The organism is Clostridium weizhouense, assembly GCF_019431045.1.
GTDB lineage: Bacteria > Bacillota > Clostridia > Clostridiales > Clostridiaceae > Clostridium > Clostridium weizhouense.
The window spans coordinates 1-25,104 of sequence record NZ_JAHXPT010000014.1 but is presented as its reverse complement, the minus strand read 5'-3'; the positions used below and the strand labels follow the sequence as shown (position 1 = coordinate 25,104).

The window sequence follows — 25,104 nt, the reverse complement described above, 5'->3', positions numbered from 1 at the left end:
GATAGTAGTTAATTTGGAATAAAAACCTTATTTATATATTTTTTGAATTAAGTATATTTTTTTCTATATTGAACAGAATAAGTAATATAGAAGTTCTAATAAAGTTTATTGGTTAATATTAAGAAAAATATAGAAAAGGGTGATAATTATGACTAACTTAAATTGTACTGCTATGAATTGTGTACATAATCAGTTTGGTATGTGCAAGGCAGGATATATTCTAATTGAAAGTCAAGAATCTCAAACTACTTCTCAAACTTATTGTGTAAATTATAGAGAAAGTACAGATGAAAATGAGGCGAAAGCAATAGAAAATACTAATTATATAAGTGGTTTAAGTGAAGCATTTTATTCTATGGACGAGGTAAGAATGAATCCAGAAATTAATTGTCATGCCCAAAATTGTTCTTATAATTTATATGGAAGTTGTCATGCAAGAAATGTTTCAATTATACTAGATTCAAATGAAGCATTTAAGGCTAAATGTGAAACTTTTATAAAATGATAAAAATTAATAATTAAAATCACCTAAGTTAATATATAAATGAAAATAAAATTTTTATTGTTAAATGATCCTAAGTATAAGAATCACTTGATGTTGTCATATTAAATTTATGATATAATTTATAGAAGTTATAATAAAAAAGGTGGATTTTAAGTTGATAGAAAAGAATAAAGAATATGTTTTAGATATATTATCACAAGGATATGAAGGTGAAGGCGTAGCTAAAATAGATGGCTATCCTATATTTATTCAAGGTGCATTAAAAGGTGAAACTGTTAAAACTAAAATTATAAAGGTTAAAAAAAGTTATGCTTATGGAAAGATTGAAGAAATAATAAATGTGTCTAATGATAGGGAAGAACCTAAATGTTCAAATTATAAAAGATGTGGAGGATGCTCAATCCAGCATATGAATTATAAAAAACAATTGGAGTTTAAATGGGAGAGAGTAAAAGACTGCATATCAAAAATTGGAGGTTTATCAGAAGAATTAGTGAATTATCCAATAGGTATGGAATCTAACCCATATAGATATAGAAACAAAGTTCAACTTCCGATAGGTAAAGTAAATGGAGAAATTGTATTAGGATTTTATGCACCAAGAAGCCATAACATAATAGATTTAGATTATTGTTTAATTCAAGATAAAGTTGCAGATCAAGTAGCAAAGCTTACTAAAGAGTGGATTAAAAGAAATAATATAGAACCATCAACAATTGATGGTGAGTTTAACACTAACGGAATTTTAAAACATTTAATGATAAGAAGAGGTTTTAAAACAGGAGAAGTAATGGTGGTACTTGTTGCTACTACTTCAAATATTCCTAATTTAGATGAGTTTAAAAATATAATCTTAGAAAACATAGATGATATTAAAAGTATAGTAATAAATATAAATCCTAATAATACAAATGTGATTTTAGGACAAAAGTGTATAACATTATATGGTGAAGATACTATTCAAGATTACATAGGAGACTTTAAATTTAATATATCTCCATTATCATTTTTTCAAGTTAATCCTATTCAAACAGAAGTCCTTTATAATAAGACATTGGAATATGCAAATTTAACAGGAAATGAAACTGTTTTTGATGCTTACTGTGGAACAGGAACAATAACTTTATTTTTATCTCAAAAAGCTAAAAAAGTGTATGGTGTTGAAATAATAGAACCAGCAATTATTAATGCAAGAGAAAATGCAAATCTTAATAATGTGAGTAATGCAGAATTTTTTGTGGGTAAATCTGAAGAAATCATCCCTGAACTTATAGATAAAAATATCAAGGCAGATGTTATAGTTGTTGATCCACCTAGAAAAGGATGTGATATAAAATTACTACAATCAATAGGAAGAGTAAAACCTGAGAGTGTGGTATATGTATCATGTGATCCAAGTACATTAGCTAGAGATTTAAAGATATTAGAAGAACAAGGTTATAAAACAGTAGAAGTACAGCCTGTAGATATGTTTCCACAAACTAGTCATGTTGAGACTGTAGTTAAGCTACAAAGGAAACATAGCTAATGTGTTGAAATTGATTGGTTTAGCAAATAAAAAAATTATATATGTTTCGTAAAACAGAGTTAGGAAACAGTAAGTTCTTAAGTTAACCTAATTTTGGGAGATAGTGCCGAAAAAATGATTGTTTTAATTATAATATAATTAACCCCCTTGGAAACTCAAGGGGGTTAATTGATTATAATAATTGAAATTACAAGAAGGGAATAGAGTATAAATGATATACAGATAATACATGTACATTTTATGAATTTAGCAAATAAATAGGCTACTGAAACTTTATCAGTAGCCACAAAGATTATAGTTAAATTTTAGGTGTTCCCATATAATTTATTATGTTATAAAAAGCTATTTACCTTGAGATACTTCCTTAAATAGAAAATGTAGAAATAGACTTTTGGTCGCTAGTTTATATCTTTTTTCATATGAAATTGAACTAGTATCTTTCATGAAACTTTCTAAATCTTCAATAGAAATTCCAGCGTAAATAGCAATGGTTTCTAAATTAAGATTAACCCCTTGAATTGTTAGATATTTAATTACTCCCTGTACTCTATCGTCATCGTCTACCATTGATATGCCTGTAGATAACATTGAGATAGTATTCATAAGTTTAGACATTTGTTCAATAGGTAAAGCTAATTCTAGCAAATCAGTTTGACCAGTATAGAGATTTTCTAAGGAATTTATATTAACACCTGTAATTTTACTTAAAAAAATTAATTCAAATTTATAATTTTCAACTAAATCTATCAATAGTTCTTTAACCCCACGTGGGTCACTTTGAATTTCCAACATAATGAGTTCTCCTTTTTATTTTGTATTAATATACATATTACCATAATAATTGAAAAAACAATAATTATGGTAAAAAATGCTTGCTTATAAATTAAATCTCTATAAATCATATGTATTTATAGAAAGTGTAAAATATAAATTTATACCGTCTTTTATATCTCAGTTTGCTATTGACACTAATCTGGACAATGAAATAAATAATTCAGGAAACAATAAGGATATAAATAGTGTAAAAAAATATCTTTCTAAAAAATTCTGAATTCCAAGATCATCTATAAATTTGTCTAAAGTGTAAAAGAATAGCCAAGCTTGAGATGAAAATTACTACAAGAAAAAATTCTTGTAGTAATTTTTATAAAAAATAATAAATAAAAATTATTTAACTAAATCTAACGTTTTTATAGTGTATATAAAGATAATAATATTATTAGGTGATTATGGAATGGCACTACAAGCTTTTACAATAAATTTATTAGTTCAACATAGAAGTAAAGCAAAGCAAGTACTTGATGAATTGTTGGTTGCAGATGAAAAATATCTTCCACAATTTAAAGAAAAGATTAATGAGTTAAAGATACAAAGAGTATCATCAAAAGATCCTGTTGTAATTGATTTAATGAAAAATGGACATTAGTTAATATAAATTGCACTTTAAATATAGAAATGCTATACTAAAGAAACTACTTTTATAAAGTATAGAGGTGTGTGATGATTAAAAAACAAGTTAATAATATGGAAGTAAAAAAGAATAATAGAAATCGTATCTTTCGATATCTTTGTAAATGTGATAAGACTTCGAATTCTGAAATTGCTTATGAACTTAAGATGAGTTTGCCTACAGTAGCACAGAATACTAAAGAGTTAATGGAGCGTGGCTTGATTAAAGAAATAGGAGAGTTTCAGTCTACTGGAGGAAGAAGAGCAAAAGCATTTTCTGTTATTTCTGATTCTAGATTAGCAGTCGGCTTGGATATTACAAAAAATCATTTTGGGTTATTGTTGACAAATCTTAAAGGGGAAATTTTGAGATATGAACGTTTCGATTATCAATATAGTAATGAAAAACTCTATTATTGTGAGATAGACAAAAAGATAGAGAAATTTTTGGGGAAGAATCTTAGAGATAGGGAAACAATTCTTGGAATTGGAATTTCTTTTCCAGGGATTGTAAACTTAGAGAAAGAGATTATTTCATATTCCCATATGTTGGGATTACAAGCGTTATCATTCGCAGAAGTAAGCCAATTCTTTTCTTATCCATGCTGTTTTCTTAATGATGCTAATGCAGGAGCATATGCGGAAGGGCTTAATAAGGAATTAAAAAAAAGATTTTTTTATTTATCATTAAGCAACACAGTAGGAGGAGCTATTTTTAATTGTGATGAACTAATCCATGGGGATAATTTCCGATGTGGAGAGGTTGGACATATGACGGTTATTCAAGATGGAGTACCATGCTATTGTGGAAAATTAGGTTGTTTAGATGTATATTGCTCAGCAAAAAATCTGTCTGATGTTACAGAGGGTAAATTGTCACTTTTCTTTACAGGATTAGAACAAGAAGAAAAAGAAATCCTTAATATATGGGATAAGTATACCACCTATCTATCAGTAGCTATTAATAATATTCATATGGTTTTAGATTGTGATATTATCCTTGGAGGATACGTAGGAAGTTATTTAGAAAATCATATTAATGACATAAGACAGAAAGTGTTACAAAGAAATACATTTTCGGAAGATGGTATGTTTGTAAAAACGTGTAATTTTAAAGTTGGTGCAGCAGCTTTTGGGGCTGCGTTAAAAGTAATAGAATCATTTGTTAAACAGGTATAATGTTAAAATGTGCTCAAAGAGAGGTCTCGTAACAGAGAACTCTTTTTTCATGTTTAGACCAGTTATAAAAAAATTCAATTTTTTTTTATAACTGGTCTTGTATTTTCCAATACGAGGAAAGTATAGAATTTCTTAAGCTTAAAAGGCTGATAAAATTTAAGCTAAATAAGATATTGTGAATTCACAATGGACAATGGATGATTCACAATTTAGGATGGAATCACCTTGTGATTTCTAAAATATATATTTTTTAGAAAGTCAAAGGCTTTCAAGCATAATTGTCAACTGTCAATTAAAACGTGGCGCAGACACTTTATAAATTTTAATAGTTTATTAACTGTTTATATGTAAGGTGACATAATACAAAAAATCTGTAATTCTATATATTGACAAATATGTGTGTATATAATAAAATATAAACACATAATAAAAGTGTTTTAAAAAGTATTTTTAAAAGTAAAAAAGGGGGAAAGGTTATGGAAGGAAAAATGAAAGTTGCAGTTATGACTGGAATTGGTCAGATGAAATTTGAGGAACGTGAAATTCCTAAAGCAAAAGATAATGAAGTTCTAGTAAAACTTGAATATGTAGGTATTTGTGGAAGTGACTTGCATTATTATGAGACTGGTGCTATTGGTGATTATGTGGTTAAACCACCATTTGTTCTTGGACATGAGCCAGGTGGAATTGTGATAGAGATTGGAAAAAATGTAAAGGATTTAAAAGTTGGAGATAGGGTAGCGTTGGAACCAGGAAAAACATGTGGACATTGTGAATTCTGTAAAACAGGACGATATAATCTTTGTCCAGACGTGGAATTCTTTGCTACTCCACCAATAGATGGTGTTTTTCAAGAATATGTTGCTCATGATGCTAGTCTTTGTTTTAAGTTACCTGATAATGTAAGTACGATGGAAGGTGCATTGATAGAACCTTTGGCAGTAGGATTCCATGCTGCTATGCAGGGAAATGCTAAATCAGGACAAATAGCGGTAGTTATGGGAGCTGGATGTATAGGTTTAGTTACAATGATGGCATTAAAGGCAATGGGAATTTCAAAGGTATATGTTGTGGATATCATGGAAAAACGTCTTCAGAAAGCATCAGAATTAGGAGCACATGCTATTATTAACGGAAGTAAAAAGGATACTGTTGAAGAAATTATGAAACTTACTAATGGAAAAGGTTGTGATTTGGTAATTGAAACAGCAGGAACACAGACTACAACAATACAGGCTATGCACATGACTAAGAAAGATGCGACTATTGTACTTGTAGGTTATAGTAAGACAGGAGAAATGACATTGCCAATGAGTCTAGCATTGGATAAGGAACTGACATTTAAAACTGTATTCCGTTATCGTCATATTTATCCAATGGCAATTGACGCAGTTGCAGCTGGAAAGGTAAATTTAAAAGGGATTGTGACAAATATATTCACATTGGATGAAGCCCAAAAAGCAATGGATTATAGTGTAAATAACAAAGCGGATATTGTAAAGGCAGTTATTCGTATTTCTGAAGGAAAGTAGAAATAATATTCTATTTTTTAAGAACACCTTTGGAATGACTTTGTGAGAATTTCAGAGGTGCTCTTTGAAAAGGATTACCGTAAACTAAAAGTAAATTAATTTGTGATTATAAATAGAATTATAATATAAATTAAAGACATATAAAGTTTATATTAATTGGTAAATGTGCTTGCTAAATTAAGATTTGGAGTAAAATTTTACAGAGAAAGACGGAAATCGGTTAAGAATAATTTAGTTAAATTATATTCTAAATCCCTGGTTTCTTATTTTTGGAGGTATTATATGTTATATATTGGAGCTGATCTTGGTACATCAGCTGTGAAATTATTATTAATGGATGAAACAGGGAAAATACATAATGTTGTTTCTAAGAAATATCCGTTGTATTTCCCACATACAGGTTGGTCAGAGCAGAATCCAGAGGATTGGTATGTACAGACTTTGGCAGGAATTAAAGAGCTAATTTTGGATTGTAAAAAGGAAGAAATTGCTGGTATTAGCTTTGGAGGGCAAATGCATGGCTTAGTTGTTTTAGATGCGCATGATAAGGTGATTCGTCCAGCAATTTTATGGAATGACGGAAGAAGTCAAAGTGAGACAGAATATTTGAATAAAGTTATAGGAAAGGAGAAACTTTCTGAATATACGGCAAATATTGCATTTGCAGGATTTACTGCTCCAAAAATTCTTTGGATGAAGAAACATGAGCCAGAAAATTTTGAACGAATATCAAAAATTATGCTTCCAAAAGATTATCTAGCATATTGCCTAAGTGGTGTTCATTGTACAGATTATTCAGATGCTTCTGGAATGTTATTACTTGATGTGAAGAATAAATGTTGGTCAAAAGAAATGATGAAAATATGCGGTGTGACAGAAAATCAGTTGCCTAAATTATATGAGAGCTATGAGGTTGTGGGACAATTAAAACATAATATTGCAGAAAAGTTGGGGCTTTCATCAAATGTAAAAATTATTGCAGGAGCTGGAGATAATGCAGCAGCTGCTGTTGGAACTGGAACAGTAGGTGATGGCATGTGTAATGTTTCATTAGGAACTTCAGGAACAATTTTTATTTCTAGTAAAACTTTTAGTGTGGATAATAATAATGCACTACATTCATTTGTTAATGCTGATGGGTATTATCATTTAATGGGATGTATGCTTAGTGCTGCTTCTTGTAATAAATGGTGGATGGATGAAATTCTTAATACTAAGGAATATGAAGAAGAACAGAAAAGAATTTTAAAACTTGGTGAAAATAAGGTATTTTATTTACCGTATCTGATGGGAGAGCGTTCACCACATAATGATTCAAATGCAAGGGCAACTTTTGTTGGAATGACAATGGATACTAATAGAGAGGAAATGACACAAGCAGTATTAGAAGGTGTTGCATTTGGGTTACGAGATTCGTTGGAAGTGGCAAGAAGTCTTGGGATTAAAATTGAAAGTACAAAAATTTGTGGTGGTGGAGCAAAAAGTCCACTATGGAAAAAGATAATTGCAAATGTGCTTAATTTAACAGTTGATGTTGTCAAAAGTGAGGAAGGTCCCGGTTATGGGGGTGCTATTCTTGCAGCAGTTGGATGTGGTGAATTTTCTTCAGTAGAAGAAGCCACAGGTAAACTGGTAAAGATAGTTGATACTGTAAAACCTGAACCAATATTAGTAAAAAAATATGATGAACGGTATAAGAAATTCCGTCAGATTTATCCTGCAATGAAAGAATTATTTCAGTCATTGGCAGAATAAGATATAAGATCTAATAAAAGAAAGGAGAAAATTTATGGATAAGCTTGAACTTCAGAAAACTGCTGTTGAAATCCGCAAAGGAATTATATCTTCAGTACACAGTGCAAAAGCTGGACACCCAGGCGGATCTCTTTCGGCAGCAGATATTTTTACTTATTTATATTTTGAAGAAATGAATATTGATCCACAAAAACCAAAATATGAAAATAGAGATCGTTTTGTATTATCAAAGGGTCATACAGCACCAGCACTCTATGCAACTTTAGCAGAGAGAGGATATTTTCCAGTAGAAGATCTTTTGACTTTGCGTCATATCGGTTCTTATTTACAAGGACATCCAGATATGAAACACATACCAGGAGTGGACATGTCTTCTGGTTCATTAGGACAAGGACTTTCAGCAGCAGTTGGAATGGCATTAGCTGGTAAGATGAAAAAGAAAGATTACCATGTTTATTGTTTGTGTGGAGATGGTGAAATTCAAGAAGGACAGATTTGGGAAGCAGCAATGTTTGCAGGGGATCGAAAACTGGATAATTTATGTGTTATTATAGATAATAATGGGCTACAAATTGATGGTAAAGTAGAGGATGTTTGTTCCCCATATCCAATAGATCAAAAGTTTGAATCTTTTAATTTTCATGTAATTAATATTAATGGTAATGATTTTAATGAAATTAAAAAGGCATTTGATGAAGCAAAAGAAACTAAAGGAAGACCAACTGCAATTATTGCTCATACTATAAAAGGATGTGGAATATCTTTTATGGAAAATAATATAGGATGGCATGGAAAAGCACCAAACGATGAAGAATATAAAGTGGCAATGAAAGAACTAAAAAAGGCGGGTGAAGCATTGTGTCAGAAGTAAGGAAAATAGCAACAAGAGAAAGTTATGCAAATGCGCTTGTTGAACTTGGAAAAGAACATGATGACTTAGTTGTTTTAGATGCAGATTTGGCAGCAGCAACAAAGACTTGTGTTTTTAAAAAGGCTTTTCCACAAAGACATATTGACTGTGGAATTGCAGAGGCAAACATGACAGGAATTGCAGCTGGAATGTCTACTTGTGGATATGTTCCTTTTATTAGTACATTTGCAATGTTTGCAGCTGGGCGTTCTTATGAACAGGTGCGTAACTCTATTTGTTATCCACATCTAAATGTTAAAATTGGAGCAACACATGCAGGGATTTCAGTTGGAGAAGATGGGGCAACCCACCAGTGTAATGAAGATCTAGCATTGATGCGTGTGATTCCTAATATGACAGTTATCAGCCCTTCAGATAATATAGAAGCAAGAGCGGCAGTAAAAGCAGCATACGAACTTGATGGTCCTGTTTATTTAAGATTCGGACGGCTTGCTACACCTATAATTAATGATAGTGTAGATTATCAATTTGAAATTGGTAAAGGTGTTATTTTAAGAGATGGAAAAGATATTACAATAATTGCCACAGGACTTTGTGTAGTAGAGGCATTAGAAGCAGCCAATAAATTGGAAGTGTATGGAATTAATGCAAGAGTCATTAATATTCATACAATTAAACCAATTGATGAAGATTTAATTGTAAAAGCAGCAGAAGAAACAGGAAAGATTATTACTGTAGAGGAACATTCAGTAATTGGTGGACTTGGTGGAGCAGTTGCAGAAGTTTTAGTTGAAAAATGCCCGATAAAAATGCTTCGCATTGGTATAAATGATGTATTTGGTGAATCAGGTCCGGCAGACTTATTGATTAAAAAATATGGATTAGATGCACAAGGGATATATGAAAAAATAAAGAAGTTTGTAGATTAATAAAGAGAAATAGTTTTTAAATTTTTTTATAAAATAAAAACTAGTAAATTATCCGATAAGTATGGAATTTAACCTGTATATATAGAAATAGGACGGTAGTTGACAGTAGATAATTTTGTATAAAAAATAAAATTATCTACTGTCACTATTCATCTTAATAATATTAAGATTTAATAAAAATATATTATTTATATGTAGTGATGAGCTAGCCTTATTTTAATTAATAGATATTTATGATGAAAATATCATTAATGGTAAATTTGAAAAAAACATCTTTTTTGTGTTAAAATAGTAAAAATAAAGTAGGTTTAGTGGTTGGTTAATTGAATGATACTTTATCTACTGAAAAAGATAAAATATAAAGAAGAGATGATAGAAGATGGATAATACAGGTGGAATCATTGTGGCAGCAGGAAAAATAAATGATAATGGCGGAGTATCTCCACTTTTTCAAATAGGTTCAATCTCGATTATAAAGCGCATTATTTTAACATTTCAACAAGCTAAGATATCTCCTATTGTTGTAATTACAGGATACCAGTCACTGGAGATTGAACAGCACTTAGCAGATTATGAAGTTATATTTTTAAAGAATGATAATTATGATTCTACTGAAAAATTTGATTCTGCTAAAATAGGACTAAATTTTTTAAAAGATAAATGTAAACAAGTTATTTTTACATCAGCGACAATTCCTATGTATACTTCAAATACTTTGAGTGAACTTATAAAAATAGATAAACAATTAATAGTTCCATCCTACAAAGGAAGAGCGGGGCATCCATTACTTATAAAAAGTAATTTAATTACTAAGCTTGTTTCATACAATGGAAAAAGGGGAATGCGCGGAGCTATTAACAGCATAGGTATTACAAAAGAATATTTAGAAGTAGAAGATAAAGGTATTATTTTGGAAGTGGATGAAATAGAAAAATTAGATGAAGTTTTACAATATTACAATGACAAATTATTGCATCCTTTTATACGTATTAGTATTGAGAAAGAGTCATTATTTTTTAATTCTAGAGCAAAGTTGTTGTTGCTTTTGATTCAAGAAACACATTCGGTAAAAAGAGCATGTAAACATATGGCACTTTCTTATGGAAAGGCTTGGAACATGTTAAATGGAATGGAGAAATCATTAGGATATAATGTTGTGGAAAGACGACATGGAGGAAGTAGAGGAGGAAAGACAAATTTAACTTTAGAAGGAGAAAATTTCTTGAAAAAATATCAAAGATATGAAGATGATATTAGAGAATATGCATCTAAGCATTTTTATGATATTTTTGAAGAATTTAAATAAGCATTTTGTGAAATAGTAGCAAGTTCTTTTGAAAAAGAATTTGATGCTATTTTTTTGTTGAAATATAATTAACATATATTGACAAGGGTGTTAGGGTATTAAAAGGCAAAGGAGAGGTATATATGGAGAAGATTAGTCAATCAGTTGTTAAGAGAGACCATAACTCAAAAATTTCAGGAAAAGCTATTTACGTAGGAGACTATGAAGAAGATAATATTTTAATAGGTAAGATGCTAAGGTCTACAAAGGCAAAAGCAAAAATTCTTAATGTAAAAATACCTAAATTACCAGATGGATATTATTATGTGGATAAAACAGATGTACCAGGGGATAACCATGTAAATATAGTTAAAGATGACACACCTGTTTATGCTAGAGATACTGTAGAGTATATCGGGGAGCCTATAGGTATGATTTGTGGACCTGATGAAGAAATCGTGAATAAGATGTTATCTGAAATTGAAGTTGTTTATGAAGAATTAAAACCTATTATTAATATAAGAGACTTTGATACAGTATTTTTTGATTATAGTTTTGGAAAAGGCGATGTTGAAAAAGCATTTTCAGAAGCAGATAAAATATATGAAGAAGAGTTTGAAACAGGTTATCAAGACCAAACTTATTTAGAAACTCAAGGACTTATGGCTGAAATTATGGAAAATGGAAAGGTTTACGTGCATGGTTCTATGCAATGTCCTTATTATGTTAAGGGTGCAGTAATGAGAGCTATGAACCTTGGTCCAGATAAAGTTAGAATCGCACAAGATGCTACAGGAGGAGGATTTGGAGGAAAAGAAGCATTTCCGTCTATCTTAGCATGTCAAGTTGCTGTAGCTGCAAAAAAGGCAGGAAAAAAAGTTCGTTGCATTTTTGATAGAAGAGAGGATTTAGAGTTCACATCAAAAAGGCATCCTTCACTAAATACTTATAAAGTAGCTGTGAAGGATGGAAAAGTTACAGCTATGGATATAGATATAAAATTCAATGGAGGAGCTTATACAACTTTATCAGCTGTAGTTCTTCAAAGAGGAATAATATGCTCAAATGGAATTTATAACATTCCAAATCTTAAAGTACGTGGAAGAGCTGTAAAAACTAATACAACTCCTAGTGGAGCATATAGAGGATTTGGAGCACCACAAACTTTTTTCTCAGCTGAAATGATGATGAATCATATTGCAAAAGATTTAGGAAAAGACTCTTTAGAATTTAAAGAAATGCATTTAGTAAAACAAGGAGATAGCACTTCAACTTCTGGTAAATATCATTTTCCAGTACCAATTCCAAATATGATTGAACGTGTTGATAAAGCTTGTGACTTTAGAAGAAAACATAAAGAATATTCTAAAGATCAAAATGGAAGATATAGAAAGGGTATAGGAATATCCATGTATTTTCATGGAGCAGGTTTTACAGGTTCAGGTGAAAGAGACATTATTAAAGCAGTAGCTAAATTGCACAAATATCCTGATGGAAGAATTCAAATACTTGCTTCAAATACAGATATAGGACAAGGACTTCGTACAACTTTTCCTAAAATAGTAGCAAAAGAGCTAAATCTTCCTATAGAAAAGGTATTTTATGAATATCCAGATACTGATGTAGTGCCAGATTCAGGTCCTACAGTTGCTTCTCGTAGTTTAATGACTGTTGGAGAACTTTTACGTCGTGCAGCTATAAAACTTCGTGGTCAGTGGATAGAAGGAGAAGATCAAATTATAGAAGAGCATTATAAGGAACCAGATTTTATGATTCCATTTTATATTGATAAATTCCAAGGGGATGCTTATCCTACTTATTCATGGGCAGTTAATGCAATAGAAGTTGAAGTTGATACTTATACAGGACTTGCAAAAATACTAGGAGCATATGGATGCTTTGATATAGGAACACCTATGGACTATAACATTGCTGTTGGTCAAATGGAAGGTGGATTTTTACAGGGGATAGGATATGCTTCAACAGAATATATGGTAGCAGATGATAAAGGTCGTATTAGAAACAATTCTTTCTCAGATTATATTATACCAACAGCAGTTGATGTACCTAATCTTAAGGCAGATATGTATGTAGATGAAAAATATCCTTATGGACCTTATGGAGCTAAGGGAGCAGGGGAGTTACCTTTAGTTGGAGCACCAGGGGCTTATGGTGAAGCTATTGAACAGGCACTTGGACATGGAGCAAAAGTTAATCATGTACCATTTACAGCAGAGGATACAATAAAAGTTTTAATGGAGGAGAAGTAAAATGAATAATGAGATAACATTCAAATTAAACGGCAAAGAAGTTTTATATGATGGAAATGCTACTGATAGATTATTAGATGTGCTTCGTGATTATTATCACTTAAAAGGTGTAAAGTGCGGTTGTAAAGAGGGGGAATGTGGAGCATGTTCTATTCTTATGGATGGTGAACTAATTAATTCTTGTATGGTAGCCATGGGACGATGTGAGGGAAGTGAAATTACGACTATAGAAGGTTTTAGAGAAACAGAGCGTTTTAAAGTAATTGACAAAGCTTATGGGGATGTTTCAGCAGTACAATGTGGATATTGTATTCCAGGAATGGTCTTAGCAACAGAAGCTATATTATCTAAGAATCCAAATCCTACATTAGAACAAATTAGGGAAGGGATTTCCGGAAATCTATGTCGTTGTACAGGATATAATGCTATTGTAAAAGCAATTAAAAGTTCAGCAGAGGAGGGAAAAGGGTTATGGTAAATGGTTTTATGCCCGGATCTTTAAAAGAAGCTTTAGATATTCGTTCTACTTATGATGTTGTTCCTTATGGTGGGGGAACAGATTTAATGATTGAAGGAAAAAAAGATGTTAATTATTTATTTTTAAATAAAGTTCCTGAAATGAAATTGATTGTTGAAGATGATGAGTATATTAGAATAGGAGGTTCATGTACTTTTACTGAAGTATTAGAATCTGATATTGTTCCTGAAATTATGAAACAAGCTGTTTCAAAAATTGCTGCACCTGCTATAAGAAATGCAGGAACTATGGCGGGTAATATAGGAAATGGTTCAGCAAAGGCAGATTCTGTATTAATTGAATATGTTACAGATGCAAAGTTAGTATTAGCATCTGCATCAAAAACTAGAATAGTTAAAATAGAGGATTTTTATAAGGGAAGAAAAGAGCTAGATTTAGGAAAAGATGAATTAATTATAGAAATTCTATTACCTAAAACAGGGATAGAAGATTATTACTATAAAAAAGTAGGAGCTAGAAATGCATTAGCTATATCTCGTGTTTCATTTGGTGGAGTAATAAAAATTGATGAAGAAAAAATAAAAGATATTGCAATTGCTTTTGGAGCAGTATCAGGTACAGTATTAAGGTTTAAAGAATTAGAGAAAATGATGATAGGTAAAACACTACCAGAAGCAAGCAAGATAAAAGAAGATTTCATTAATGCATATAAACAAAAAATTATTCCTACAAGGGGTAGAGTTTCAGCAGAATATAGAAAAAGAGTATGTATTAATTTATTAAAGGATTTCCTAAATGAGAAGGGTATATAAGATTTGCGGGGGATTAAGGAGCTAAAGAGTTAAGTGAAAAAATTAAGTTTAAATTTATTAACTGTAATATAATAATAATGTTTAATATTAAATAATATATTCAAGTAAATTGAGTGTATATTTAAATTAGAGAGAATTAGTAATAAAGCGCAATTATTTCCTTATATAGGAAAAATTGTGCTTTTAATTTTTATTAAAAAGATGTTGACAAATTTAAAAGATGAGGATATATTATTAAATATAAAGCAGAGTAATCTTATATGAATAATATGTTTTGAGGAAAAATAGTATATTGTGATATGTGAAGAAAAGAAATAGTATCATAAGGGAAACTTTCAGAGAATAGTCTTCTAGGCTGAAAAAGACTTTAGTTGTAACTTATGAGAATGCATCTTTGAGCACTGTCCCGAAAAAATAATGCATTTTTATTTTTAGTAGGCGACAGCGTGTACGCACGTTATAGCGTTGAGGTATGTTTGTACCAATAAAAGCAAGAGATATTATATTTTTTAAAAATATAATAATTAGAGTGGAACCGCGGAATATAACTTCTGCCTCTAAATGAGGTAGGAGTTTTTTTGTTTATATAAACATGTAAAATTTATAAAAAGTATATACGTTTTTAATATATAAGCTTATTAAATAATTCTAGAATTAAAACAAAATTTTTAAAAATAGTATTAATATTTATCTGAATTTCAGAGAATTTACACAAACAATAGAGTATAAGAATTTAAAAATATTTAAGAATTAAGAGTTATAAAATAGGGGGAAGATTAATTATGAAATCATTAAAATACTTTGATTCTATAGCAGATAGTTGGAATGTAATAAGAAGTGAATATTTTGAGGAACAATTAAAATATAAAGTTTTATCTAAAGCATCAATAGAAAATAAAATTGCAGCAGATCTAGGATGTGGTACAGGATTTATATCTTTAGCTTTATCAGAAAAAGCAAACTTAGTGTTTTCATTAGATCAATCTAATAATATGTTAAAGGAATTAAAAAAAGAAGTTTCTAAAAGAGATATAACCAATATATATCCAATTAGGTCTGATATGGAAAATATCGTATTATTTGATGAATCAGTAGACGTTGTATTTATAAATATGGCATTACATCATGTAGTTAATATAGAAAAAGCTATATCAGAAATTTATAGAGTATTAAAAAAAGGTGGAAGTATAGTAATTTCAGATGTAACAGAACATGATGGTGAATGGGCAAAAGAGGAAATGTACGATGAATGGTTAGGATTTTCAAACAGCCAAATAACTAATTGGTTAAGTAAATATAATTTTAAAAATATAGAAATAGAAAATACAGATTTATATTGCAAAGGGTATTCAAGTAAAGGTGAATACACAGAAACAAAAATATTTATAGCAAGTGCTAAAAAGTTATAAGAAGGGAGAAAGATATTATGAATTTTGAATCAATTTTAATACACGGAGGAATTGACGGAGATAAATTTACAGGAGCGGTAAATGTGCCTATATATCAAACATCTACGTATAAACAAGAGGGTTTAGGAATTAATAAAGGATATGAATATTCAAGAACAGGTAATCCTACAAGAGAAGCAGTTGAGAAGCTTATAGCTGATTTAGAAGAAGGTGTTGCTGGATTTGCATTTTCTTCAGGTATGGCAGCAATAACAGCAATATTTTCTCTTTTTAAATCAGGAGATAATATAATAATTTCAGACAATTTATATGGTGGAAGTTTTAGAGTATTAGATAAAATTTTTAAAAATTTTAATATAGGATATAAGATAGTAAATACAACAGATTTAAAGCAAATTAGAGAAGCTATTGATGATACTGTTAAAGCAATATATATAGAGACACCAACAAATCCATTAATGGATATAACAGATATCGAAGAAGTAGCTAAAATAGCTAAAGAAAATAATCTATTTACAATAGTGGATAATACTTTTATGACACCATATTTACAAAAACCACTAACATTAGGAGTTGATATAGTTATTCATAGTGGAACTAAGTATCTAGGAGGCCATAGTGATTTAATTGCTGGATTAGTAGTAGTTAATAGTGAAGACTTAAAAGAAAGAATTCACTTTATACAAAATGCTACAGGGGGAGTGCTATCACCATTTGATTCATTCTTACTTATAAGGGGGATAAAAACTCTTGCAGTTAGAATGGATAGGCATAATTCAAATGCTAAATCTATAGCAGAATTTTTAAAAAGTAGACCAGAAATAAATAAAGTTTATTATCCAGGACTTAAAGAGCATACAGGATATGATATTCAATCAAAACAGGCAAAAGGGTATGGTGGAATGATATCTTTTGTATTAAATGATGGATATGACTATAAACAATTCTTTGAAAAACTAGAATTTATAACTTTTGGAGAAAGTTTAGGTGGGGTTGAATCTTTAGTATGCCACCCAGCAAGTATGACTCATGGGGCAATACCATCTGAAATAAGACAAAAGGTTGGTATTGTTGATAATTTAATAAGACTTTCAGTTGGAATAGAAAGTGCTGAGGATATTATTAAGGATTTAGAAAAAGCATTAGAAGGGGGAAAAATTAATGGTTAAGGTAGAAAGTTTTGAATTAGATCATACAAAGGTAAAAGCACCATATGTAAGAAAGTGTGGTGCAGAAAAAGGGGATAATGGTGATATAGTTTCTAAATTTGATTTAAGGTTTTTACAACCAAATGAAAAAGAAATGCCAACAGGAGCAATGCACACATTGGAACATTTATTAGCTGGATATATGAGAGAAAAATTAGAGGGAATAATAGATATATCTCCTATGGGATGCAGAACTGGATTTTATATGGTTGCATGGGGAAATCCATCAGTTGATCAAGTAATAGAAGCATTAAATTATTCATTAAATAAAATATTGGGTATAGAAGAAATACCAGCAGCAAACAAGTTTCAATGTGGAAATTATAGAGATCATTCATTATTTGCAGCAAAAGAGTATATTAAATTAGTATTAGAAGAGGGGATTAGTAGTGAGATATATAGATGACATTAGAAGTCATATAGGAAATACGCCTATTATAAAACTAAATAATATGGGAATAAAGCCTGGGGTAAATATATTTGCTAAATTAGAATTTTTAAACCCAGGTGGAAGTGTTAAAGATAGAATAGGTATGTATATGATAGAGGATGCTGAAAAGAAAGGATTGCTTAAAAAGGGCTATACAATAATAGAAGCTACAGCAGGAAATACAGGAATAGGCATAGCTTTAGCAGCCATAAATAAAGGATATAAAGTAATATTTGTTGTACCAGAAAAATTCTCTATAGAAAAGCAGACATTAATGAAAGCTCTTGGGGCAGAAATAGTGAATACTCCTAGAGAAAAAGGGATGTTAGGAGCTGTTGAAAAGGCTAATGAACTTTTAGTAACAATAGAGAATTCTATAACGCTAAAACAATTTGAGAATAAATCTAATCCATTAGCTCATTATGAAACTACAGGTCCTGAAATATATAGGGATTTAGATGGAAAAATAGATTACTTCCTTTCTGGAGCAGGTAGTGGGGGAACTTATACTGGAATATTAAAGTATTTTAAAGAAAAAGATTCTAATATAAAAGGCGTTTTAGTAGATCCGGAGGGTTCAACTATGGGAGGTGGAGAAGAAGCTTGTTATGATATAGAGGGTATAGGAAATAACTTTATTCCTGAAACTATGGACATGAATTATGTGGAAGATGTTATAAAAGTTAATGATGAAGAGGCATTTTATATGGTAAAAGAGCTTGCTTTAAAAGAAGGATTAATTGTTGGAACATCTTCTGGAGCAGCAGTAGCAGCAGCTATTAAGCTAGCAAATAAAATAGAGAGTGGTAACATTGTAACCTTACTACCAGATAGAGGAGACAGATACTTTAGTAAGAATATATATTAAATGCTTAATTTAAAATAGTGATTATGTTTAAAATAATGTTGATATTATAGTATAAATAGAATTCTAAGCACTAGATAAAGATTCTTCTTAACTGAGAGGACTAGAATTCGTTATATACTAAAGGATTATTCTGTATATGAGTGTTAAGATGTTATTATTTATAGCTCCTAGCTATCAGATAAAATTTGTAGATATAATAATTTATTTAAAATGTAGAATAATTTTTTTATGAACTAAGGGAAAATCTCTTAGTTCTTTTTATTCTTTAAAAAATTATATATTTTAAAATCTGAGGATAACTTCTGGAATATCTTTTTTTATAAAGGTATTATAAGTGCCACATAAAGAATAAAAAGAAAATATTTTTATTAAGTTTATTAGAAAATTATAATAATAAATTAAACATTAGTGTATATTATTCGACAATAAAATAATTAGTATATATAAAATATAAGAAATATTAGAATAAAGGTATTAAAGAATTAAAATTTAATTCAATAGCTTTTATATAATAAAACTTTTATAAAAGGGGGCAATTTAAACATGAAAAGTTTAAAAGGAAAAATTATAAGTATTATCTTAGTTTTAGTTATAGTTTCATCATTAGCAACGGTTACTATAGGAGTAATAAATGGATTTGATGTAACTAAACAAACTGTTCAGGCACAATTTGAGGATAAATTAACTTCAGCAAATAATATGCTTGAATTATATCTTAATGAGCAGTTTGGATCATTAAGTATTAATGGTGATGGTAAATTAGTGGATAGCTATGGAAAATCTGTTGAGGGAAGATTTGAATATATAGATAAGTTATCTAAAGGCATGGATATTGTATCAACTGTATTTGTTAAAAATGGAGATGATTATACAAGAATACTTACTACAATTAATGATGAGAATGGTAAGAGAGTTGTTGGTACCAAATTAGATAATCAAGGAAAAGCATATGAAGAAGTATCAAAAGGAAAGGTATATTTTGGTGAAGCAAATATTCTTGGAAAACAATATATAACAGAGTATGCACCTATGTATGATAAAGATAAAAAGATTATTGGAATCTATTTTGTGGGTAAATCTATTGAGTCTGTTGAGTCAATAATTAATAATGGGTTAGCATCTACAATTAAATCTGTATCATTACTAGTACTTCTTGTGTTAGTAATAGTTTCAGTTATAAGTTATTTTGTAGGAACGTCAATTGTAAAACCAATAACAGTAATTACAAAACTTATAAATAAACAAGCAAATCTAGATTTTACTATTGATGAAAAATCAGAGGTGACAAGTTATATAACAAGAAACGATGAAATCGGTAATATGGTAAATTCTATTAAAATAATGGATGATAATGTACGTAAGTTTATTATAAAAACCTCAGATGTGGCACAGCAAGTGGCAGCTTCATCTGAAGAATTAACAGCTGTATCACATCAAGCTGTTACTACTTCTGAAGATGTTGCAAAGACGATTGAAGAAATTGCAAATGGAGCAGGTGCACAGGCAAAAGATACTGAAGAAACTGCTAAAAATATAGAAGAAATGGGAAGAATAATTGAAGAAGATTCAAATTATATTAAAGAGTTAAATAAGGCTGTAACTAATATAAATATTCAAAAAGAAGAAGGATTTAATATATTAACACAACTAGTAGATAAGACAGATCAAAGTAATGAGTCAGCAAAGTCAGTATATGAAATTATAGTAGAAAATAGTGAGAGTGCAGAAAAAATTGAAAATGCTAGTAGTATGATTCAAAACATAGCTGATCAAACTAACCTTTTAGCACTTAATGCAGCAATAGAAGCAGCAAGAGCAGGAGAGGCAGGACGTGGTTTTGCAGTTGTTGCAGATGAAATTAGAAAACTTGCAGAACAATCAAATAGTTTTACAAATGATATTAAAGTAGTAATTGATGAATTAAAGTCAAAATCTCAAGGTGCGGTTCAAACTATGGAAGAGGTAAGAAATATTGTAGATTCTCAAGCAAGAAGTGTCAAAGATACAGAAAATAAGTTTGATCTAATATCAATGGCAATAGATTCAGTAAGAGATATTATCAAAAAATTAAATAACTCAGCTGAATTAATGATTAATAACAAAAATGAGATTATAGCACTTACACAGAATTTATCTGCTATTTCAGAAGAACAAGCGGCAAGTACAGAAGAAACAGCAGCTTCAATGCAAGAACAATCAGCTAATATTGAAGAAATTGCAAATTCAGGTGAAAGTTTGGCTATTATTGCAGAAGAATTAAATGAATTAATTGAAAATTTTAAAGTATAATAAAAATAGGATATTGTGAAATTAAAGTATATAAAGGAGAGGTTTGTGTGAATTATAAGGTTGTATATTTTACTAGAACAGGGAGGAGTAAAAGGATAGCTGGAGAGATATCAAATAAACTTAATTGCGAAAATATACAAATTACAGATAATTTTAATTGGAAGGGGCTTTTAGGATTTATAAAAGGTGGATATTATGTTTTAAAAAATAAAAATGTTGATATAAAGATGAATCATAACTTAAGTAATTATGATGAACTTATTGTAGTTACTCCCTTATGGGCAGGTAAAATAACACCCGCTATTAGAAAGTTTTTAGAAAATGTTTCTTTAAGCAGAGTACATTTAGTTGTAACTTCAAATGGTAGTAAACTAATAGATAGAAAAGGGTATAAATCTGTTAGTGATATTGTAGAAAAAGATCATAATGAAGAGGATGTTATAAATAATCTTATAAATAATTTTTTATAAATAAATTAATAAAATTTAGTAATTAAGAAGATTAAAAAATAATATAGGGTATCTTAAGATAATATTTAATTATTTTAAGATACCTTTTAACTGTATAGAGAATTTAGTTTAGTTACTTTATTTTTTATATTTCTAACATAAACTTTTATATAAAAATTAAGTATAATATTATTATGTAGTGCATTAATGAACACATATTTAATGTAGTGTTTTTTAGGAAATTATATTTTAAAAAATCGGCTGATAACGTAGATTATATTTTTGCTTAAAGATTAAAAATAAAACCTAAAGAATAAAAAGAAAATAATATATAAGTATTGGAGAAATACATATGGAAAATTATATGAGTTTTATGGATAGTGCCTGGAAAAATTTTATTATTACTGGAAAAGTAGATTCAAAAGTCAGAAGTGAAATAGCAGAATCATGGATAAGGTGTAGAAAATATGGTGTTGATCCGAATAATGGAAAAGGAAGTGTTAAGCATCCAGATATAGATAAACTAATAAGAAGTAATATTGAACTTATTTCAGTGGCTAGACCTATTATGGAAAGCATATATAGTATGGTTGAAGGTTCAGGCTTTGCTTTATTTTTATCAGATAAAGATGGTTATTTATTAGAGATAATAGGGGATCAAGATATAATGGAAAGTGCTAATGAGTTAAACTTTTTAAAAGGAGAACTTTGGACTGAAAATGTTGTTGGGACAAATGCTATAGGTACAGCACTATATCTTAATAAACCCATGCAGACTATAGGAGGAGAGCATTATGGCAAAAGCCAACATTCTTGGACTTGTTCAGCTTCTCCTATTCATGATGAAGATGGAAATTTAATAGGTTGTATAAATATGTCTGGAAATTATTATAATGCACATTCTCATACTTTAGGAATAGTAACTGCAGCAGCTCAATCAATTCAAAAACAAATGGCTTTAATTCTTTCATATAAATTACTTAATGTGACATTTGATTCTATATCAGAAGGTATGATAGTTATTAATGAAAATATGAAAGTAAAAAAGGTTAATGGAAAAGCATTAAAAATATTAAATATATCTTTAGATGAAGCTATGAAAATGAATATAAATACTTTATTAAATGAAATTCGATTTAATGAATTATTAAATGAAAAGAAAAAATTAAATAATATAGAATGTGATTTTTATATAAGAAATAATAGGATAAAATGTGTAGCAAGTATGATTCCATTAAATATAATTGGTAAAAATACTGGAATGGTAATAACTTTTACTGAAGTTAAAAGAGTACATAAATTAGTAAACAAACTTGTAGGATATAAGGCTCAATACAAATTTGAAGATATTATAACAGAAAATATAAAGATGAGGCAGATGATAGCTTTTGCTGAAAAAATTGCTAGAACTGATTCTAATATATTAATAGAAGGGGAAAGTGGAACAGGTAAAGAATTAATAGCACAATCAATACATAATTATAGTGAAAGAGAAAGAGGGCCTTTTGTTGCAGTAAACTGTGCTTCTATTCCGAGAGAGTTAGTAGAAAGTGAATTATTTGGATATGAAAAGGGAGCATTTACTGGAGCATCAAAAGAAGGTCATCCAGGCAAATTTGAATTGGCTGATGGTGGAACTATATTTTTAGATGAAATAGGGGAGTTGCCATTAGATGCTCAAAGTAAACTTCTTAGAGTGTTAGATGATGGGAAACTTATAAGAGTTGGTGGAACTTATGAAAAGCAACTAGATGTGAGAGTTATTGGTGCCACTAATAGAGTATTAAAAAATGAAATTAACAAACAGAATTTTAGAGAAGATTTATATTATAGATTAAGTGTGATGAATATAAAAACTATTCCTCTAAGAGAAAGAATTGATGATATAGATGTACTAGTAAAGTATTTTGTAGATAAATTAAACATAAAAAATAGAAATAAAATTATTAAAATAGAAAATTCTTATATAGATGAGTTAAAAAAATATAATTGGCCTGGAAACATAAGAGAACTTAGAAATGTAGTTGAGAGAGATTATTATTTAAGTGATGATGAACTTATTAATGTAAATAATATAAGTTATGCAGAAATTAGTGAAGATTTAATAGAATACAAAGTTATAGAAAAAGATATAAAAATAATACCTTTAGATTGTTTAGAAAAGAATGCTATAAAGGACGCTATAAAAAAATGTGACGGAAATCTTCAAAGGGCATCAAAGTTATTAAATATAGGTAGAGCTACATTATATAGAAAGATTAAAAAATATAATATAAGTGTATCAGAATGAGAAATTAAATAAATATGTATCAAAATGAGAATAAAATATGTTTCATTTTGATACATATTTTTATTTGCAGAAATTTATAGGATCTTTAAAATTTAGAAATATAATAAAACTTAAGATTAAAAAATTTAAAATTATAAATTGTTTATTAAGAAATGATGTAGTCATTTTTATTTCATCAAGTTTATGTAATTTCAAATATATTAAGAGATGTGGGTATTATAATATACTATTTAACACACGGTAAACCTTGATTTTGACTGAGAATAAAAAATACTCATTATTATTAAGAAAGTTAAGATTAAATAACATAATTATAATTTTGGCATGAATCTTGCTTGATATAAGTATGTGAATTAATTAACAATATATTTAGGGAGGATGTTTTATATGAAAGCAGCATTATGGTATGCAAAGAAAGATGTTAGAGTAGAGGAAATTGAAGAACCAACGGTTACAAAAAATAACGTAAAAATAAAAGTAAAATGGTGTGGAATTTGTGGATCAGATTTACATGAATATTTAGGAGGACCTATATTCATTCCAGTAGGACAACCTCATCCATTAAGTGGAACAACTGCACCAGTAGTTTTAGGTCATGAATTTTCAGGAGAAGTTGTAGAAATTGGAGAAGGTGTAACTAAGTTTAAAGTAGGGGATAGAGTAATAGTTGAACCTATAGTTGCATGTGGAAAATGTCCAGCATGTTTAGAAGGAAAATATAATTTATGTTCATCATTAGGATTCCACGGACTTTGTGGAAGTGGTGGAGGACTTGCTGAATATACAGTTTTCCCAGAAGAATTTATACATAAGATTCCAGATGAAATGTCATATGAACAAGCTGCTTTGGTTGAACCAATGGCAGTAGCTTTACATTCTATCAGAATAGCAAACTTTAAAATAGGAGATACAGCTTTAGTTTTAGGATCAGGTCCAATAGGATTAGCAACTATAGAATGCTTAAAAGCAGCAGGTGCAAAATTAGTTGTAGTTTTACAAAGAAAATCAATAAGACAAGAATATGCTAAGAGAGCCGGTGCAGATGTAGTATTAGATCCAAATGAAGTTGATATAGCAGAAGAAGTTAAGAAACTTACTAATGGAGTAGGTATTGATGTTGCATTTGAAACTACAGGTGCTCAAATAGGCTTTGATACAGGAATTAACAGCTTAAAATTTGAAGGAACTATGGTTATAACAAGTATATGGGAAAATGGAGTTAATTTTAATCCTAATGCTTTAGTATTTACTGAAAAGAAAATAGTTGGAACATTAGCTTATAGACATGAATTCCCAGCGACTATGGCTCAAATGAATGATGGAAGAATAAAAGCTGAAGGATATATAACAAAGAGAATACATTTAGATGATATAGTAGAAGAAGGATTTGGAGCATTAACAGGTCCAGAAAAGAAAAAACATGTTAAAATTTTAGTAACACCAGATAAAACTCTTTTATAAAATATACTTTTTTACTAAAAGATATTTATAAAAAATAGGGGGAACAGAAATGTATAAAATAACAAACAAAAGAGAGCTTACAAACAATATATATTTAATGGATATAG

21 protein-coding genes and 1 other annotated feature are annotated in these 25,104 nt (G+C 29.4%); of the genes, 20 read left to right on the top strand and 1 reads right to left on the bottom strand.

Annotated features, from left to right (window positions below; genetic code table 11):
* Positions 1 to 148 precede the first annotated feature (148 nt).
* Both KYD98_RS15130 and rlmD read left to right on the top strand, forming a co-directional pair.
* Positions 149 to 505, top strand: a complete 357-nt coding sequence (locus KYD98_RS15130; protein ID WP_219780889.1) for a DUF1540 domain-containing protein — start codon at positions 149 to 151, stop codon at positions 503 to 505.
* 154 nt (positions 506 to 659) lie between these two features.
* Positions 660 to 2,033: a 23S rRNA (uracil(1939)-C(5))-methyltransferase RlmD gene (gene rlmD, locus KYD98_RS15125; protein ID WP_219780888.1), complete on the top strand. Its 1,374-nt coding sequence runs from the start codon at positions 660 to 662 to the stop codon at positions 2,031 to 2,033.
* Between the two features lie 342 nt (positions 2,034 to 2,375).
* Here the strand turns inward: rlmD and KYD98_RS15120 are convergent, their stop codons facing one another.
* Positions 2,376 to 2,825, bottom strand: coding sequence for an HTH domain-containing protein (locus KYD98_RS15120; protein WP_219780887.1), 450 nt, complete (start codon positions 2,823 to 2,825; stop codon positions 2,376 to 2,378).
* Between the two features lie 442 nt (positions 2,826 to 3,267).
* Here KYD98_RS15120 and KYD98_RS15115 point away from each other — a divergent pair, with 442 nt between their 5' ends.
* The 18 genes from KYD98_RS15115 to KYD98_RS15030 all read left to right on the top strand — a co-directional run bounded on the left by KYD98_RS15115 (position 3,268) and on the right by KYD98_RS15030 (position 24,997).
* Entirely contained in the window at positions 3,268 to 3,459 is a 192-nt protein-coding gene (locus KYD98_RS15115; protein ID WP_258049859.1) for a hypothetical protein, read from the top strand.
* A 74-nt stretch (positions 3,460 to 3,533) separates the two neighbouring features.
* Positions 3,534 to 4,661 (top strand): ROK family transcriptional regulator, encoded by a 1,128-nt coding sequence (locus KYD98_RS15110; RefSeq protein ID WP_219780886.1) that lies wholly within the window; start codon positions 3,534 to 3,536, stop codon positions 4,659 to 4,661.
* A gap of 476 nt (positions 4,662 to 5,137) precedes the next feature.
* Entirely contained in the window at positions 5,138 to 6,193 is a 1,056-nt protein-coding gene (locus tag KYD98_RS15105; protein WP_219780885.1) for an NAD(P)-dependent alcohol dehydrogenase, read from the top strand.
* A gap of 282 nt (positions 6,194 to 6,475) precedes the next feature.
* Positions 6,476 to 7,948: a xylulokinase gene (gene xylB / locus KYD98_RS15100; RefSeq protein WP_219780884.1), complete on the top strand. Its 1,473-nt coding sequence runs from the start codon at positions 6,476 to 6,478 to the stop codon at positions 7,946 to 7,948.
* A 34-nt stretch (positions 7,949 to 7,982) separates the two neighbouring features.
* Positions 7,983 to 8,819: a transketolase gene (locus KYD98_RS15095; RefSeq protein ID WP_219780883.1), complete on the top strand. Its 837-nt coding sequence runs from the start codon at positions 7,983 to 7,985 to the stop codon at positions 8,817 to 8,819.
* Positions 8,807 to 9,748: a transketolase family protein gene (locus tag KYD98_RS15090; protein ID WP_219780882.1), complete on the top strand. Its 942-nt coding sequence runs from the start codon at positions 8,807 to 8,809 to the stop codon at positions 9,746 to 9,748. Before KYD98_RS15095 ends, KYD98_RS15090 begins: the two co-directional genes overlap by 13 nt.
* 379 nt (positions 9,749 to 10,127) lie before the next feature.
* A complete protein-coding gene (locus KYD98_RS15085) occupies positions 10,128 to 11,054 on the top strand; it encodes an NTP transferase domain-containing protein (RefSeq protein ID WP_219780881.1) in 927 nt (308 codons plus the stop codon).
* Positions 11,055 to 11,176: 122 nt separating this feature from the next.
* The gene (locus KYD98_RS15080; protein WP_219780880.1) at positions 11,177 to 13,303 is read left to right on the top strand and encodes a xanthine dehydrogenase family protein molybdopterin-binding subunit; all 2,127 of its coding nucleotides are present in this window, start codon (positions 11,177 to 11,179) and stop codon (positions 13,301 to 13,303) included.
* A 1-nt stretch (position 13,304) separates the two neighbouring features.
* Positions 13,305 to 13,781, top strand: a complete 477-nt coding sequence (locus KYD98_RS15075) for a (2Fe-2S)-binding protein (RefSeq protein WP_219780879.1) — start codon at positions 13,305 to 13,307, stop codon at positions 13,779 to 13,781.
* Positions 13,775 to 14,593, top strand: coding sequence for an FAD binding domain-containing protein (locus KYD98_RS15070; RefSeq protein WP_219780878.1), 819 nt, complete (start codon positions 13,775 to 13,777; stop codon positions 14,591 to 14,593). Before KYD98_RS15075 ends, KYD98_RS15070 begins: the two co-directional genes overlap by 7 nt.
* A 295-nt stretch (positions 14,594 to 14,888) precedes the next feature.
* Positions 14,889 to 15,155 (top strand) — a binding site (T-box leader).
* A gap of 220 nt (positions 15,156 to 15,375) precedes the next feature.
* On the top strand, positions 15,376 to 16,002 hold the full coding sequence (locus tag KYD98_RS15065) for a class I SAM-dependent methyltransferase (protein ID WP_219780877.1): 627 nt from the start codon (positions 15,376 to 15,378) through the stop codon (positions 16,000 to 16,002).
* A 17-nt stretch (positions 16,003 to 16,019) separates the two neighbouring features.
* Positions 16,020 to 17,171, top strand: a complete 1,152-nt coding sequence (locus KYD98_RS15060; RefSeq protein ID WP_219780876.1) for a trans-sulfuration enzyme family protein — start codon at positions 16,020 to 16,022, stop codon at positions 17,169 to 17,171.
* Positions 17,164 to 17,616 (top strand): S-ribosylhomocysteine lyase, encoded by a 453-nt coding sequence (locus KYD98_RS15055; RefSeq protein ID WP_219780875.1) that lies wholly within the window; start codon positions 17,164 to 17,166, stop codon positions 17,614 to 17,616. Before KYD98_RS15060 ends, KYD98_RS15055 begins: the two co-directional genes overlap by 8 nt.
* Positions 17,600 to 18,508: a PLP-dependent cysteine synthase family protein gene (locus KYD98_RS15050; protein WP_219780874.1), complete on the top strand. Its 909-nt coding sequence runs from the start codon at positions 17,600 to 17,602 to the stop codon at positions 18,506 to 18,508. The genes KYD98_RS15055 and KYD98_RS15050 overlap by 17 nt, the downstream gene beginning before the upstream one ends.
* 543 nt (positions 18,509 to 19,051) lie before the next feature.
* Positions 19,052 to 20,797, top strand: coding sequence for a methyl-accepting chemotaxis protein (locus tag KYD98_RS15045; protein WP_258049858.1), 1,746 nt, complete (start codon positions 19,052 to 19,054; stop codon positions 20,795 to 20,797).
* A 47-nt stretch (positions 20,798 to 20,844) separates the two neighbouring features.
* A complete protein-coding gene (locus KYD98_RS15040; RefSeq protein WP_219780873.1) occupies positions 20,845 to 21,267 on the top strand; it encodes a flavodoxin family protein in 423 nt (140 codons plus the stop codon).
* A 331-nt stretch (positions 21,268 to 21,598) separates the two neighbouring features.
* On the top strand, positions 21,599 to 23,536 hold the full coding sequence (locus tag KYD98_RS15035; RefSeq protein ID WP_219780872.1) for a sigma-54-dependent Fis family transcriptional regulator: 1,938 nt from the start codon (positions 21,599 to 21,601) through the stop codon (positions 23,534 to 23,536).
* 387 nt (positions 23,537 to 23,923) lie between these two features.
* A complete protein-coding gene (locus KYD98_RS15030; RefSeq protein ID WP_219780871.1) occupies positions 23,924 to 24,997 on the top strand; it encodes a 2,3-butanediol dehydrogenase in 1,074 nt (357 codons plus the stop codon).
* The last annotated feature ends 107 nt before the right edge of the window (positions 24,998 to 25,104 follow it).